The sequence below is a fragment of the Halorubrum lacusprofundi ATCC 49239 genome, assembly GCF_000022205.1.
Taxonomy (GTDB): Archaea; Halobacteriota; Halobacteria; order Halobacteriales; family Haloferacaceae; genus Halorubrum; species Halorubrum lacusprofundi.
This window is the reverse complement of record NC_012029.1, coordinates 2,633,578-2,648,199: the sequence shown is the minus strand read 5'-3', so window position 1 is coordinate 2,648,199 and position 14,622 is coordinate 2,633,578. Positions and strand designations below refer to the sequence as shown.

The 14,622-nt window shown below is 67.8% G+C and carries 14 protein-coding genes; 4 read left to right on the top strand and 10 right to left on the bottom strand.

What is annotated here, in order from left to right; all coding sequences use genetic code 11:
- Nucleotides 1-141: 141 nt before the first annotated feature.
- From HLAC_RS13215 to HLAC_RS13185, 7 genes are all read right to left on the bottom strand, one after another.
- Nucleotides 142-798: a lactate utilization protein gene (locus HLAC_RS13215; protein WP_015911344.1), complete on the bottom strand. Its 657-nt coding sequence runs from the start codon at nucleotides 796-798 to the stop codon at nucleotides 142-144.
- A 313-nt stretch (nucleotides 799-1,111) separates the two neighbouring features.
- Nucleotides 1,112-2,761 carry a thermosome subunit alpha gene (gene thsA / locus HLAC_RS13210; RefSeq protein WP_049933606.1) on the bottom strand — a complete coding sequence of 550 codons (1,650 nt, stop codon included), beginning with the start codon at nucleotides 2,759-2,761 and terminating at the stop codon, nucleotides 1,112-1,114.
- A 388-nt stretch (nucleotides 2,762-3,149) separates the two neighbouring features.
- Entirely contained in the window at nucleotides 3,150-3,692 is a 543-nt protein-coding gene (locus HLAC_RS13205; RefSeq protein ID WP_015911342.1) for a KH domain-containing protein, read from the bottom strand.
- A 103-nt stretch (nucleotides 3,693-3,795) separates the two neighbouring features.
- Nucleotides 3,796-4,800: a serine/threonine-protein kinase Rio1 gene (gene rio1, locus HLAC_RS13200; RefSeq protein ID WP_015911341.1), complete on the bottom strand. Its 1,005-nt coding sequence runs from the start codon at nucleotides 4,798-4,800 to the stop codon at nucleotides 3,796-3,798.
- A gap of 73 nt (nucleotides 4,801-4,873) precedes the next feature.
- The gene (gene hjc / locus HLAC_RS13195) at nucleotides 4,874-5,413 is read right to left on the bottom strand and encodes a Holliday junction resolvase Hjc (RefSeq protein ID WP_015911340.1); all 540 of its coding nucleotides are present in this window, start codon (nucleotides 5,411-5,413) and stop codon (nucleotides 4,874-4,876) included.
- 102 nt (nucleotides 5,414-5,515) lie between these two features.
- On the bottom strand, nucleotides 5,516-5,887 hold the full coding sequence (locus HLAC_RS13190; RefSeq protein ID WP_015911338.1) for a rhodanese-like domain-containing protein: 372 nt from the start codon (nucleotides 5,885-5,887) through the stop codon (nucleotides 5,516-5,518).
- An 81-nt stretch (nucleotides 5,888-5,968) separates the two neighbouring features.
- Nucleotides 5,969-6,508, bottom strand: coding sequence for an NADPH-dependent FMN reductase (locus HLAC_RS13185; protein WP_015911337.1), 540 nt, complete (start codon nucleotides 6,506-6,508; stop codon nucleotides 5,969-5,971).
- A 166-nt stretch (nucleotides 6,509-6,674) separates the two neighbouring features.
- Between HLAC_RS13185 and HLAC_RS13180 the strand changes: the two genes are divergently transcribed.
- The 3 genes from HLAC_RS13180 to HLAC_RS13170 all read left to right on the top strand — a co-directional run bounded on the left by HLAC_RS13180 (nucleotide 6,675) and on the right by HLAC_RS13170 (nucleotide 9,476).
- A complete protein-coding gene (locus tag HLAC_RS13180) occupies nucleotides 6,675-8,075 on the top strand; it encodes a phosphoglucomutase/phosphomannomutase family protein (protein ID WP_049933773.1) in 1,401 nt (466 codons plus the stop codon).
- Between the two features lie 143 nt (nucleotides 8,076-8,218).
- On the top strand, nucleotides 8,219-8,671 hold the full coding sequence (locus tag HLAC_RS13175; protein WP_015911335.1) for a hypothetical protein: 453 nt from the start codon (nucleotides 8,219-8,221) through the stop codon (nucleotides 8,669-8,671).
- A 61-nt stretch (nucleotides 8,672-8,732) separates the two neighbouring features.
- A complete protein-coding gene (locus HLAC_RS13170) occupies nucleotides 8,733-9,476 on the top strand; it encodes a DNA polymerase sliding clamp (protein WP_015911334.1) in 744 nt (247 codons plus the stop codon).
- A gap of 54 nt (nucleotides 9,477-9,530) precedes the next feature.
- Here the strand turns inward: HLAC_RS13170 and HLAC_RS13165 are convergent, their stop codons facing one another.
- From HLAC_RS13165 to HLAC_RS13155, 3 genes are all read right to left on the bottom strand, one after another.
- On the bottom strand, nucleotides 9,531-11,327 hold the full coding sequence (locus tag HLAC_RS13165) for a histidine kinase N-terminal 7TM domain-containing protein (RefSeq protein WP_015911333.1): 1,797 nt from the start codon (nucleotides 11,325-11,327) through the stop codon (nucleotides 9,531-9,533).
- A 62-nt stretch (nucleotides 11,328-11,389) separates the two neighbouring features.
- The gene (locus tag HLAC_RS13160) at nucleotides 11,390-12,751 is read right to left on the bottom strand and encodes an MFS transporter (protein ID WP_015911332.1); all 1,362 of its coding nucleotides are present in this window, start codon (nucleotides 12,749-12,751) and stop codon (nucleotides 11,390-11,392) included.
- Between the two features lie 75 nt (nucleotides 12,752-12,826).
- Nucleotides 12,827-13,420: a DUF7474 family protein gene (locus tag HLAC_RS13155; protein ID WP_015911331.1), complete on the bottom strand. Its 594-nt coding sequence runs from the start codon at nucleotides 13,418-13,420 to the stop codon at nucleotides 12,827-12,829.
- Nucleotides 13,421-13,539: 119 nt separating this feature from the next.
- On the opposite strand from HLAC_RS13155, the gene mdh reads away from it, so the two are divergent.
- Nucleotides 13,540-14,454, top strand: a complete 915-nt coding sequence (mdh, locus tag HLAC_RS13150) for a malate dehydrogenase (RefSeq protein WP_015911330.1) — start codon at nucleotides 13,540-13,542, stop codon at nucleotides 14,452-14,454.
- The last annotated feature ends 168 nt before the right edge of the window (nucleotides 14,455-14,622 follow it).

The following is a 14,622-nucleotide window of genomic DNA, read 5'->3' as shown; positions in this document are numbered from 1 at the left end:
TCGAGTCCTGTCACATCCGGTGGATGCGATTGATCATTTCGCTCTGCTTGCGTGGATCCTTCCGGCTCGTCTCCTGCGGTAAAAACCGGGGGAGAGAACGCGCGACGCGTCGCCGCCGAAACGGCGGAGCGTGTTCCGGGTTCAGTACCCGAGCCGTTCGCGCACGAGGACGATCGTCGTCCGGCCTTCCTCGGTCTCGCGGCGGTAGATGAGCTGCTTTGCGATCGACGACTCGACGCCGTACGCCTCCTGTGCGCGCTCGTTCTCCAGCGGGTACGCGACCGACTCCAGCCGGTCGAGCGCGTCCGAAAGCGTCGGGACGACCTTGTTCGTGCCCGTGACGATGACCACGTTACCGGCGGCGAACGGGTACGCCCCGATCCGGCTGCCGGAGAGGTCGGCGGCGACGAGTTCGCCCGTCCGCGCGATCGCGTTGATACCGCCGAGGAAGTAGTCGGCTGTCTGCGACTCTCGACGCGCGGTCTGTCGCTCGGCGTCGTCGTCGATGCTCCAGATCTGGTCGGGAAGGCTCTCCCACTCGTGGTCGCCCTCGCCGAGGAGGTTGTCGAACCCGATCTCTTCGAGGGTCGTCGAGTGACCGTTCATGACGGACGCGCCCGCGGGGATCTGCGACTGTACCGCGTCGAGCGCCTCGTCGGTGTCATCGACAACGATGACATCGAAGCCGCGTTCTTCGAGGTTCGCGACCGTCTCCTCGACGGTCGCGTCGTCAGCTGTCTCGTCCAGCGTCTCGTCGATCTCGGTGTCGTCTGCGTAGTCAGCTTTCTGCTGTGACATTATGTATCAAATCGAACGGATCGCGCCGCCTCACATGCGCTCGCGGCGAACCCGTCTCGTGGATCGATCGGAGGCGCGGACGACACTTAACGACTCGCGAACACCCGTGTCGGGTGGTTACACCGGTGTTATCGTCGTGTTGGCAGAGCAACTGCTACGTCGGTCGAGACGTGAGCCGAGGGCTCCGCGATCAGTCGGCTCGATAAAAATTGCGTGTCGTCGAGGCCCGAAGGGGCGCGCGACGGTCGGTCGTCGGGTCGGTCTAGCGAAGCGATTGCGGTCGGTGTGGGAGTGGTGTTGTCCTATCGGACGTTTACATCGCACCGCCCATGCCGCCCATGCCGCCCATGCCGCCCATGCCGCCGGGCGCGCCGCCGGGGCCGCCCTCGTCGCCGCCGTCGTCGGAGCCGCCGCCCTTGAGGTCGCCGGCCGCGATGACGTCGTCGATGCGGAGGATCATGACTGCCGCCTCGGTGGCGGACTCGATGGCCTGGGTCTTGACGCGGAGCGGCTCCACGACGCCCTCGGCCTCCATGTCGATCACGTCGCCCGTGTAGGCGTCGAGACCGGCGCCGAACTCGCCGGCGTCGTGCCGGGAGCGGAGGTCGACCAGCGAGTCGATGGGATCGAGACCCGCGTTCTCGGCGAGGGTGCGCGGGATGACTTCCAGCGCGTCGGCGAACGCCTCGACGGCGAGCTGCTCGCGGCCGCCGACGGAGTCGGCGAAGTCGCGGAGCTGCAGCGCGAGCTCGGCCTCGGGGGCGCCGCCGCCGGGCAGCACCTTCCCGTCGAGCAGCGTCGTGCGGACGACGCCGAGCGAGTCCTCGATGGCGCGCTCGACCTCGTCAACGACGTGTTCGGTGCCGCCGCGGAGGATGAGCGTGACGGACTTGGCCTCTTCGACGTCCTCGACGAAGATGCGCTCGTCGCCGCCGATGTCCTTCTGTGCGACGGAGCCGGCGAAGCCGAGGTCGTCCGTCTCGATGTCGTCGAGGTTGGAGACGACGCGGCCGCCGGTCGCGCGGGCGAGGCGCTTGAGGTCGTCGGACTTCGCGCGGCGGACGGCGAGGATGCCCTCCTGCGCGAGGTAGTGCTGTGCCATGTCGTCGATGCCGTCACCGACGAAGACGACGTCGGCACCGATGTCGACGAGGTGGTCGACCATCTCGCGGAGCTGCTCCTCTTCCTGGTCGAGGAACTGCTGGAGCTGGTCGGGGTCCGTGACGTTGACTTCGGCGTCGATCTCCGTCTCCTTCACTTCGATGGCGCCGTCGAACAGCGCCACGTCGGCGTCCTCGACCGCGAAGGGCATGTTCTCGTCGACGCGCTCTTTGTCGACGATGACGCCCTCGACGAGCTCGGACTTGTCGATGGAGCTGCCGACGACCTTCTCGACGGAGACGTTGTCCGTGTCGATGCTGTCGTCGTCCTGAACCGCGAGGACGGAGTCGACGACGAGTTCGGCGAGGAGGTCCTTGGAGTTCTCGGCGCCCTTGCCCGTCATCGCCGTCTCGGCGATCTGGACGAGGGTGTCGCGGTCGTCCTCGGAGACCTCGATGGCCTCCTCTTCGAGGATATCCTTGGCCTTCTCGGCGGCCTGACGGTATCCCTGCGCGAGCGTGGTCGCGTGGATATCCTGATCGAGGAGCTCCTCGGCCTGATCGAGGAGCTCACCGGCGACGACGACAGCGGAGGTGGTGCCGTCACCGACTTCCTCCTCCTGCGTCTCGCTGACCTCGACGATCATGTTGGCCGCCGGGTGGTCGATGTCCATCTCCTTCAGGATGGTGACGCCGTCGTTCGTGACGACGACGGACCCGCCGGAGTCGACGAGCATCTTGTCCATCCCTTTCGGGCCGAGCGTGGTGCGGACGGACTCCGCGACCGCCTTGCCGGCCGTGATATTCATGTTCTGAGCGTCCTTTCCGGAGGTACGCTGTGACTCCTCGGAAAGTACGATCATGGGCTGATTGCCCATCCGCTGGCGCTGTGACATTACAACCATTGATTGTTTGTGATTCTATATAAACCCTTTGCTCACTCCGTGGGAAAACGCAACACGGTGGGGGAGTATCGTTAGGTATGGGGCACGTTCACACGACCCTTTATATAGATATCCGAATCGAGCGCTGGGACGTGGATCGCTTATAAACTAACCGCGGTGGCGTGCGCCTGCGAGCGGCCGACAGGCCGCGAGTCGTCGCGACTGGGGCTTTGAAGGTATTCACTGCGGAGTCATCGATCGCGTACTGCCGAGCGACTGGGGCTTTGGCAGTGTTCACCGCACTGCCAGTCGCAGTCGTTTATAAATGAACGATGACGGCGTCGTCAACGTCGACGTCGAGTACCAATTATTGCGGCGCGTTGAAGCTCACGTCGTCGTCGAGTTCGTTCGACATCCGCTCTAAGTACGAGTACACCGCGCCGTGCGGGGCGCCGTCCAGCAGCATCCCGACCGCCCGGCGGACGACCTCTAGCTCCTCGGGCTGGCCAACGGCGCCCACGGTCGACCCGTAGACGACGACGTTCGCGCCCGACAGCTCCTCAATGAGTTCGCGCGTCCGACCGTTCTCGCCGATGATCCGGCCCTTCTTGCGCTGGAGGTCGTTGTCGTTGCGGGTGTGCTCCGACAGGTCGATCAGATCGAGCGTCCGGAGGTCGTGATCGAGGATCGACAGCGCCGTCTCCGGTTTGAACCCCCGCCCGATCGCCTTGATAATGTCCGGTGCCACCAACGCGGCGACCGGGTCGTCAAGCTCCTCGATGGCGACGCTACCCGACTCCGAGTCGATGTCGAGCCGCACGTTCGCCCGCTCTTCGATCTCTCGCATCGTCTCGCCGCCGGCGCCGATGACGACGCCGATACGGTCCTGCGGAACCGTCACGTGTTGCATATGGGTGAATACCCGGCGAAGCCTTTTAAACGTGTTCCGCCGTGAGCGGTGTGTGGCCGTGTGACGGTGGTCTTCGGCCGCTTGAGGACGAGTTCACCGCGATCTACTTGTCGGACTCTCCGCCCGACTTCGACTCCCCGCCCGACTTCGACTCTCCGCCCGACTTCGACTCTCCGCCCGACTCCGGCTCCCCGCTCGGGTCCGGCTCCGGTTCCGTCACGTACTCGTAGAGGTCGTCGGGGTCGACGTCGATCCCCTGCCGAGTGAAGAAGGTCGCCACGTTCTCGCAGTCGCGGTCGAGGAACTCCCCGGCGTTCGGGTGGTGGACCGTCACGGCCTGTCCCATGTCGATGATCACCAGTTCGCCCTCGTGGATGATCATGTTGTACTCCGAGAGGTCGCCGTGGATCAGCCCGGCGCGGAAGAGCCGGCGCATGTACTCGCGGACGACCTCGTAGGCGGTCTCCGGGTTCTCGACGTCGACCTCCGAGAGCCGGCGGGCGCGGTCCTCGGCGTGCCCCACGAGTTCCATCACGAGGACGTTCCGCTGGACCGCGATCGGTTCGGGCACCCGAACGCCGGCCTTGCGTGCGCGTTCGAGATTCGCGAACTCCTTGCGGGTCCACGCCAGTACGACCGCCTTCTTGTCGCTCGCGATCCCCTCGAATCGCGGGTCGCCCTCCAGGTAGTCGCGCATCTGCCGAAAGTTCGAGGAGTTGATCCGGTACACCTTCACGGCGACCTCGCGCTCCGGATGGACGCCCTCTGGACCGCCTCCCGCCGCGGCCGAGCCCGGCTCCGGCCGCTCGCCCGCTTGTCCGCCGAGCGCCTCGAAGACGCTCGCCTCTTTCCCGGTCGACACAGGCCCGCCGAAGGCGTCGACGTAGCCGTCCTGTACGAGCTTGTAGATGGCCGCTAGCGTCGCGTCGTCGAACACCGACTCCTGCAGTTTGAACTGCTCGGTGTCCTTGATCCGCTTGCGGAACTCGTCGAACTCTCGGTCCTGCCGGCGGGCGATCCGGTCGGCCTCCGTGTCGGAGACGTCCAGTTTCTCCCACTCGTCGCCGGGCTGGTCCTCGGGTTCAAGCAGGACGAACTCCTCGCTCATTCACCTCGACATTCGACGCCGCGAGGGATAAGCGAGTGGGTCCGGAGCCGCGGCGTACCCACCTGCGAGAGGGTCACAGCACGTCGAGCGCGTCCTCGACCGGCATGTGCCCGTCTCGAACCGCCTCCAGAATTCCCCGGCGCTCCTCCGTTTCGGGATCGGGCCCGTCCTCGGTGGCGGTGCCACCGGTGCCCACCTCGTCGAGCGTCACCTTCTCGGTATCGCCAACGAACTCGGGGAAGTCGGTACCGTCGCCCAGCGCTTTCTCCTTTTTGACCCGGTACGACCCCGCGTCGGTGGTGTACAGGTCGCCCGGGTGGAAGAAGTACCAGTCCTCGCGGTCGAATCGGACCGCGATCCGCGCCTTCGCGCCGAAGTTTCGCGCGAAGAAGAGCAGCGCCTCCACCTCCTCGCCGGTGAGGTAGATCGGGTCGCCCGCGCTCGACTTTGCCTCGATCGCGTAGAACGTCTCGCCGTCGCCGGCGAGCACGTCCGGGAGTTCCCGCTCCGTGGCCGCGCCGCTGGCCGGGGCGCGCATCACGGCGAATCCCGCGCCGTCGAGGGCGTTCACCAGTTCGCGCTCGCGGCGGTCGCCCTTTCGGTTAGCGGACACGGTCGTCGTCCCCCGATTCGGTCATGTGCGTCGTAGACGCGAGCCGGTCAAAAGCCCAGCGGGTCGGCGGTCTCATCATCCCCGAAGCCACTTTGTCCCGCATCATCCCCGTAGCCGCCACCACAGCGACCGGATCCGATACCCCAGCGAGCCCCGCTCGTACCCGTTCCACCCGCTCATGCCACCCGCCAGCGTCGACGCGTCGTAGCCCGCCTCGTCGAGCACCCGCGTCGCTCGCTTGGCGACGACTCCCATCTTGCAGACGGTGACGATCTCCCGGTCGTCGGGAATCTCGTCGAGCCGGCGCCGGAGCGCCGACTCGTCGCCGGCCCGGAGGTCGTCGTATACGGGCACGTTCCGACTCGCGTCGATCGCGTCCCGCTCGTGGTCCGACTCGGGTCGGATGTCCAACAGGAACGGCTCGTCGTCTGTTCCGAGGCGCTCGGCCAACTCGTCGGGGAGAATACGACCCATCGACGGAGGGTTCGTCTCACCGCACAAATCCCTACCGTTCGTGGGTGCCGCCGTGGTCACGCGCCCTCCCCGCCGCTGTGCTCACCCCCGCAGCCGCTCCGCGTGCTCCGTGACGACCCGGCCCAGCGTCTCCGTGCGTCGCCGGAGGTCGTCGTCGGTGATCCGCGGTTCCTCGCCGGTCTCGACGTATCTCGACGCTCCCTGGATCCCGACCTCGTGGGGGACCGTCCACGCGTGGACGTTCCGGAACGTCGACCGGAGGTGTTCGAGCGTCCCGCCGTACGACCCGCCGCCGGCGGTCGCGAGGAGCCCGACCGCGGTGTTCTCGTACTCGTCGGAGCCGCAGAAGTCGTGGAAGTTCTTGAACGTCGACGAGTAGGAACCGTGGTAGACGGGCGTGCCCGCGAGGACGCCGTCGGCCTCCCGGACGAGCCGCGTCAGCCGCTCGCTGTCGCCCTGTACGTCCTCGGCCGGGTGATACAGCGGGAGATCGACCGTGCCCAGATCGATCATCCCGGTCTCGGCGCCGGCGTCGGCCGCGGCGTCGAGCGCGACCGACAGCGCGGCCCGTGTGGTGCTGTCCGCGCTCCGACTGCCGGAGACGGCGACGATTCGGGTCATACGTCGGGTTCGGGGTGAGAGACCAAAAACGCGGGCGGTCTACGAGAGACGGATCTCTCGCTCTCACCGGTTATTTATAAACCTCCACCGGCAGCTCGTTCCGGCAACGTCCGTGACCGGGAAGGGGACACCGGGCATTATTGTCCCCGCCGCTGACGTGGTCGATGTGGACCAGATTGCCTTCGGTACGGACGGCTGGCGGGCGACGCTCGACACCTTCACCGACGACCGCGTGCGGATCGTGGGACAGGCGGTCGCCGACCACCTCGCGGCGGCGGGCCACGACGAGCCAGTCGCGGTCGGCTACGACGCCCGCGAGACCTCGGAGGGGTTCGCCGAGAGCCTCGCCGAGGTGCTCGCCGGCAACGGCTTCGACGTACTCCTCCCCGAGCGTGACACCCCGACGCCCGTGATCGCCTACGCCATCGTCGACCGCGGGCTCGCTGGTGCCTGCATGGTCACCGCCTCCCACAACCCGCCCGAGTACAACGGCGTGAAGTTCATCCCGCACGACGGCGCGCCCGCGCTCCCCGCGGTCACTGAAGACGTCGTCGCCCGCCTCGCAGAGCCCGACCTCCTCCCTGAGGCCGAGCACGGCGAGGTTTCCCGCGTCGACCTCGTGAGCGACCACGCCGACGCGGCCCGCGAGGTCGTCGGCGCTGCAACCGGAGGCAACGGCGTCGATCTCGACGGGCTCACCGTCGCGTACGACGCGATGCACGGGAGCGGGCGCGGCGTCACCGACGCGCTCCTCGAATCGGCCGGCGCGGAGGTCGTCCGGCTGCGCTGCGACCGCGACGTGACCTTCGGCGGCGACTCGCCGGAGCCCTCGGCCGCGCACCTCCAAGAGCTGGCCGACCGCGTGACGGACCCGGACAGCGATGTCGACATGGGAATCGCCAACGACGGCGACGCCGACCGGATCGCGGTCGTCACGCCCGAGCGCGGCGTGCTCGACGCCAACCTCTTCTACGCCGCCTGCTACGACCGGCTCTTAGAGAACGACTCCGGGCCGGCGGTCCGCACGGTCTCGACGACGTTCCTCGTCGACCGCATCGCGGAGGCGCACGGTGAGGAAGTGTACGAGACCCCGGTCGGCTTCAAGTGGGTCGCCGAGGCGATGGGCGAGCACGACGCGCTGTTCGGCGGCGAGGAGTCGGGCGGATTCACCCTCCGCGGCCACGTCCGCGAGAAGGACGGCGTGTTGATGGCGCTGCTCGCCGCGGGCACCCACGCCGCGGAGCCGTTCGACAACCGGGTCGATCGCCTGCTCGACGAGCACGGGGCGATCGCGTCCGGGAAGGTGTCGCTCGACTGCCCCGACGACCGCAAGGTGGGCGTCCTCGCCGACCTTGAGGACCACATCCCCGAATCAGTGGCCGGCCATGGGGTCGCGAAAGTGGTCACCCTCGACGGCTTTAAGCTCCTCTTGGAGAACGGCTCGTGGCTGCTCGTCCGCCCTTCGGGCACGGAGCCGAAACTACGGGTGTACGCCGAGGCCGACTCCGACGCAGCGGTCGACAACCTGCTCGCCGAGGGCCGAGAGATCGTCGAGCCGCTGATCTGAGCGCCCGAGCGATACCACCAGTCGCGCCCTCGATCGGTGCCGACGTTCGACAACTTTCAGTTCCGCCTTGCGTTCGGCTCGAATACATATGAATTAACGTCGTACTGTCGTGTGCGGTCGTCGATTCGGCCGTAGTTGGTTCCATGTACGACGAGATATCCACACTCTCGACGCCGAACGACTCGATCAACGGATCGAGCGCAAACGACGAATCGAGCGCAAACGACGAATCGAGCCCAAACGACGAATCGAGCGCGACCGACGGATCGAGCGCGACCGACGAACTGGAAGAAAACGGCGGACCGGCATCGTCCCGGAACGACCGAGACGAAAACGATCGTCCCGGCGACAGCAACTGCCCCGGCGACGGCGTCGGCCCTCCCGAGGAGACGGAGAGCGATCGGCCGGAGAGCGATCGGCCGGAAAGCGATCGGCCGGAAAGCGATCGGCCGGAGAGCGATCGGCCGGAGAGCGACGAAGAGACCGACGAGAACTGCAACTCCGACCCGGTCGAATACCGGCTCGAACGCCTCCGACTGTTGCGAATCGTGGTCACGCTGGCGGTCGTCATCGCCCGGCTGATCCGGTCGCTTTGAGCGTTTCCGTGCCGGTCCGATCGGGTGCCTTTTTAGGTGATACCGCCCTAGCCGAACGTATATGTTCAAGGCCATTGTAGGCGCGTCGACGCTACAGGACGCGCTCGATTCGGTGAGCGTGTTGGTCGACGAGTGTAAGATCCGCCTAAACGACGAGGAGCTCTCCATTCGGGCTGTCGACCCCGCTAACGTCGGCATGGTCGATCTCACTCTCGAAGCTGCCGCGTTCGAGTCCTACGAGGCCGACGGCGGCGTCATCGGCGTCAATCTCGCCCGCTTAGAGGACATCGCCGGCATGGCCAACTCCGGCGACCTGATCCACCTCGAACTCAACGAGGAGACCCGCAAGCTCCACATCGAGATCGACGGGCTCTCCTACACCCTCGCGCTCATCGACCCCGACTCCATCCGACAGGAGCCGGATATCCCCGACCTCGATCTCGCCTCCGAGATCGTCGTCGAGGGCGCCCAGATTAACCGCGGGATCACCGCCGCCGACATGGTCTCGGACCACATCCGCCTGCGCGTCGACGAGACCGACGAGGCATTCTTCATCGAAGCCGAGGGCGACACCGACGACGTCGACCTGCGGCTCGCACGCGAGGACCTCATCGCGCTCACCGCCGGTCCCGCCGATTCACTGTTCAGCCTCGACTATCTCAAGGACATGAACAAGGCGATTCCCTCCGACGCCGAGGTCACCATCGAGCTCGGCGAGGAGTTCCCCGTCAAGCTCCACTACGGGTTCGCTGAGGGGCTCGGGCACGTTACGTTCATGCTAGCCCCTCGCATCCAGAGCGACTGAAACAGCCGAAAACGACGTTTTTGGATCTGTCGACGACCGACTCTTCTCTCTGACTCACGTCTCTCCGACGATCGGGATCGACACCGTCACGCGCGTCCCTCGCGGCTCGCGGTCGGCGTAGTCGACGTCGGCGCCGATCGCCGCGGCGCCCCACTCGACGACCCACAGCCCAAGCCCCGACCCGTGTTCGAGCGCGGTCTCACGGCCGGACTCGACCGCCTCAATCTCGTGATCGGGGATGCCGGGGCCGTCGTCCTCGACGGTGAGGACGAACCGGGAGTTGTCGATCGCGTCGCCTTCCCCTTCTCCCCTCTCCTTCCCCTCCCGACGAAGCGACACCCGAACCCACGGTCCGCCGTCGTCGCGCTCGGACCCCTCGCCGTCGTGGTGGTCGAGCGCGTTCTCCACGGTGTTCTCGACGATCGCCCGAAGCGCGTCGACCCTGACGCGCGTGGTCCAGTCGCCGTCGACGGGGTTCGACTCGACGCTCGCGTCGGGATCGCGCTCGTGTGCGTCAGCGATGGCAGACGCGACGATCTCGTCGACCGCGACGGCGCTCGCGTCGCTGTCGCCGACGAGGCGCTCGACGGTGCCGGCCTTCTCGCCGAGCGCGGCCAGCGCCCCCGCGCGGCGCTCGATCGCGTCGGCCATCCGGACCAGCTCGGGATCCTCGAGGCGGTTGCGGAGGATCTCGCCGTAGCCGTGGACGACTCCGGCATCGTTGCGGAGGTTGTGGCGTAAGATCCGGTTGAGCACCTCAAGCTGCTGGCGGCGCCGCTCGCGCTCGGTCACGTCCGAAAAGACGATCGTATACCCGACGTGGGTCCCGTTGGGGTCCGTCAGCGGCGATGTCGACACCGCGTAGGTGCGGCGGGCGGCGCCGTCGTCGACCGCGATCGTCTCGCGGGTGCCGTCGTCGTGGCTGTCGCCCCCGTCCGGCTCGGCGGCGGCGCGGTCGTCGTCGAGGCCGGGAACTGCCATGAACTCGTCGAGCGGGCGGTCGCGAGCGGTCTCGGCGTCGACACCGAGTAGCGACTCGGCGGCGGGGTTGAGCCGGACGACGTGACGGTCGGGTGCGAGCGCGACGATGGGGTCGGCGAGGTCGTCGATCGCGGTGCGCTCGGCGGCGCGGCTGGTCGTCGGATTTCGGTCAAACATCTCCGCGCGGTTGAACGCGTACGCGTCCAGCAGCATGTGCGGAACGAACATCATGGCCGCGAGCTGGAGCTGGGGGACCGGTCCGATCTCCAGCGCCCACGCAACGAGTGCGAACCCCGGTGGTAGCGAGCTCAGCGCGACCGCGGCGCTCTCTCGGCGGTACAGTGGACCGTAGCTGAGCAGGGTGTCGACGAGGAGGAAGACGGCGCTCGCGACGAGCACGGTCTCGACGGCGACGACGAGGTACGCCCAGGGGCCGAACGCGTACGAGACCGTCGCGACGCCGAATGCGGGCTCGAACTCGAACCCGGTCCAGAACGCCCCGTGGAGCGAGTTCGTGACGAGAAGGACCGTCGAGAGGAGTCCGAAGCCGACCACGGAGCCGAACAGCCGGCCGCGGACCACGTCGCTCCGGCCGGTGTACTCCAGCGCGAATCCGAGGAAGGTGATGCCGGCCCAGACGATCCCGAGCCACGTCATCGCCTCCAGCACCGCCCGAAGCGTCGGGTCCGTGACGAGCAAGCCGATCCCGTAGGAGAAGCACCACGTCGCCTGCGCAGCGAACACACCGAGGAACCAGTCAACGCCAGGGCGGCCCCGGTGTTCGCGGATCGCCCATGCGAGCCCGACTGCCCCCGCCCCGCCGGCGAGCGAGCCGATGACGGGCCACGCCGGGACGAGATCGGAGAGCATGTGTCGGTCACGAAGGACACGCGCGGCGTAAAGCTATCGTGCGGCGGCGATTCGCCCGGCGGTCACCCGGTTCGGCGTCCGAACGCCGCGGCCACAGGAACGAGAAGGAGCGCGCCGACGAGGAACGGCGACGCGACGGCGACGGTGTAGAGGACGGCCATTAGGGGCGGGCCGACGGTCCGGCCGAGGCTCGACGCGCCCTGCGTGACGCCGAAGGCGGCACCCTGCTCGGCGTCGCCGGCCGACGCGGAGACGAGTGTCGCAAGCGAGACGTTCACGAGGGCGTTCCCGAGCGAAAGCGCCGCGAGCGCGATGAGGAGCGCGACAAGCGGGAGTGTGAGCCACGCTGGGCCGCCGAGAGCGACGTCGCCGGCCGCCCGGTCGACGAGTCCGGTCGCGGGGATCGCGACGAGCGCGCCGGCGAGGATCACGGAACCGGCCGCGACGAGCGTTCGCGAGGGGACGACCCGCGAGAGCCGCCCGACGAGAACGCCCTGATTCACCGCGCCGAGGACGCCGACGTAGGTGAGCAGGAACGCCGCGGCGGTCGCGTCGTAGCCGAAGGCGTCGGCGACGTACGGGATGAACATGACCTGTACGCCCGCGAACGCGACGGCGACGACGAAGTACGCGACCGTCAGCGGCCGGAGCGTCACCGAGGAGAGCGCATTGCGGAACTGACCGATCGCGGTCGTGTGTCGCCCCTCGACCTCCTCCGTCGGGCGCGTCCGCTTCGGCTCCTCTAAGAACACGAACCCGACGCCGACCGCGAGGAAGCTCATTCCCGCCGCCGCGAAGCTGGGGAGCGAGTACGCCGTCGCCGGGACGAACGCCGGGAGGAGGGCGTCGGCGCGGGCGACCACGGCGTCGGCGGCGAGCAGGCCGCCGATCGCCGGACCGAAGACGAAGCCGAGCGCGAACGATGCACCGACGAGCCCCAGCGCGCCCGCTCGCCGATCTCTCGGCGTGATGTCGGCGACGTACGCCTGCGCGGCGGCGATGTTGCCGCCCATTGCCCCGGCGAGCGTCCGGGAGGCGAACAGCGTCGCCAGCGCGGCGGCGGTCCCGAAGCGCGCGCCCGACTCCCCGGCGTAGCCGAACGTCACCCACGCGACGCCGGCGGTCGCGAGCGACGCGAGCAGGACGGGTCGGCGCCCGATCCGATCGGAGAGTCGGCCGAGCGTAGGCGCCGCGAGGAACTGCGCGAGCGAGTACGACGCCGCGAGCAACCCGATGAAGGCGTCGCTGACGCCGAACGAGCGCACGTAGAAGGGGAGGATCGGGATCACGATTCCGAAACCGACCAGATCGATGAACACGACGCCGATCACTACGGCGAGCGCGCGGCGGGGGTTGGCGACGGCCGGGGATCGGGGGGGATCGTCGCCCTCGATCGACGCCGCGCCCGCCTCCGGATGCGTCACGGTGGCGAGACGCCGCGCGCGAACTTAAAAAGCCGGGCAGACGCGGGCCACGCGCCCGGCGGCCTCGCGGGCGGCCTACACGTGCCGCTCGATCACGCGCTTCGCGGCCTGTCCCTTCTCCTTCCAGCCGTAGCCCTCGTCGTACACGTGGCGCTTGGCGTCGACGAGCTCCTCGGGCGTCGACTCCTCGAAGCCACCGCGGTCCCACGCGCCGGACTCGCGGAGCCACTCGACGACGTTCTCGCGGGTCTCGGGCCACGAGAGCCCGACCATCTCGTACCACGCGACCATCGCGAAGACGGCGTTGTCGTGGCAGCCCGGGACGGAGCCGTACTCGTAGACGGTTCGCATGGGGTCCCGGGTCGGCTCGGAGACGAGTTCCTTGAACTCGGCGGCGGTGAGCAGCCGGAGCCGGTCGCCATCCTCGACGACGCGCTGCTCGCGTTCCAAGGCGCCGAGCGCGGCCTTGTGGAGCCCGCTCCACTCGCTGTGAATCGCCTCGCGGAGCGTGGACTCGGCCATTCCGTCCGGCTCGGCGGTGAGAACGGTCAGGAGATCCGTGTACGCCTTCTCGATGGTCGGCCAGCTCACGCCCTCGAAGTCGCAGTCGGCGTCGTGGAGGCTGTTGGTCGTCCGACAGCCGGGGCACGGGTAGCGGAACGTCGGCACTGAGTGGGTGTGTGCGGCCGTCGGAGTTAGGGGTTTCGCGACGCGATCCGTCGAGACTTTGGTATCCGTTCGTGAGGCTCCGAAACGTTTACTCGCCGCCCGACACGACTTCACACGGTATGACAAAAGTGAGCGTCATCGGTGCGGCGGGGACCGTCGGGGCCGCGGCCGGGTACAATCTCGCGCTGCGGGACGTGGTCGACGAGTTGGTCTTCGTCGACATCCCGGACCAGCGCGAGACGACGATCGGGCAGGCGGCCGACACGAACCACGGCGTCGCCTACGACTCGAACACGGCCGTCCGGCAGGGCGACTACGAGGACACCGCCGGCTCGGACGTGGTCGTGATCACGGCCGGCATCCCGCGCAAGGAGGGCCAGACCCGCATCGATCTGGCGGGCAACAACGCGCCGATCATGGAGGACATCGGCTCGTCGCTCGCCGAGCACAACGACGACTTCGTCACCGTCACCACGTCGAACCCCGTCGACCTGCTCAACCGGCACCTGTACGAGGCGGGCGACCGCGACCGCGGTCAGGTGATCGGGTTCGGCGGGCGGCTCGACTCCGCACGCTTCCGGTACGTCCTCTCCCAGCGCTTCGACGCGCCCGTGAAGAACGTCGAGGCGACGATTCTCGGCGAGCACGGTGACGCGCAGGCGCCCGTCTTCTCGAAGGTGCGCGTTGACGGTCGCGACCCGAGCTTCGACGCCGACGAGAAGGAGGAGATCGTCGAAGACCTCCAAGAGTCCGCGATGGACGTGATCAGTCGCAAGGGCGCCACGCAGTGGGGCCCCGCCACCGGCGTCGCGCACACCGTCGAGGCGGTCCTGAACGACACCGGCGAGGTGCTCCCCTGCTCCGTCGTACTCGACGGCGAGTTCGGCTACGAGGACACCGCGTTCGGCGTCCCCGCGAAGCTCGGCTCGAACGGCGTCGAGGAAGTGGTCGAGTGGGAACTCGACGAGTACGAGTCGGACCTGCTCGACGAGGCCGCCGAGAAGCTCTCCGAGCAGTACGAGAAAATCGCGTAAGCGAAGCGAACGAGCGAGTCACGCGAATCCTCGCGGCTGGGGCTTTGGAGGTGTTCACCACCAATCGGCAATCAGCCATTTATAAGCGAGCAGTCGTGCGTCGACGAGAGTGATCGTACTGACACCCACGATCACGAACCCGATTGATCGAAAACGACTCGGCGCCAC

Coding starts and splice junctions, on each gene's coding strand:
- HLAC_RS13165 (WP_015911333.1), bottom strand. CDS start 11,327: ATGCTCTCCGATCTCGTCCCGGCGTGGCCCGTCATCGGCTCGCTCGCC.
- thsA (WP_049933606.1), bottom strand. CDS start 2,761: ATGATCGTACTTTCCGAGGAGTCACAGCGTACCTCCGGAAAGGACGCT.
- HLAC_RS13190 (WP_015911338.1), bottom strand. CDS start 5,887: ATGGGTCGTATTCTCCCCGACGAGTTGGCCGAGCGCCTCGGAACAGAC.
- mdh (WP_015911330.1), top strand. CDS start 13,540: ATGACAAAAGTGAGCGTCATCGGTGCGGCGGGGACCGTCGGGGCCGCG.
- HLAC_RS13215 (WP_015911344.1), bottom strand. CDS start 798: ATGTCACAGCAGAAAGCTGACTACGCAGACGACACCGAGATCGACGAG.
- rio1 (WP_015911341.1), bottom strand. CDS start 4,800: ATGAGCGAGGAGTTCGTCCTGCTTGAACCCGAGGACCAGCCCGGCGAC.
- HLAC_RS13185 (WP_015911337.1), bottom strand. CDS start 6,508: ATGACCCGAATCGTCGCCGTCTCCGGCAGTCGGAGCGCGGACAGCACC.
- HLAC_RS13205 (WP_015911342.1), bottom strand. CDS start 3,692: ATGCAACACGTGACGGTTCCGCAGGACCGTATCGGCGTCGTCATCGGC.
- HLAC_RS13170 (WP_015911334.1), top strand. CDS start 8,733: ATGTTCAAGGCCATTGTAGGCGCGTCGACGCTACAGGACGCGCTCGAT.
- HLAC_RS13175 (WP_015911335.1), top strand. CDS start 8,219: ATGTACGACGAGATATCCACACTCTCGACGCCGAACGACTCGATCAAC.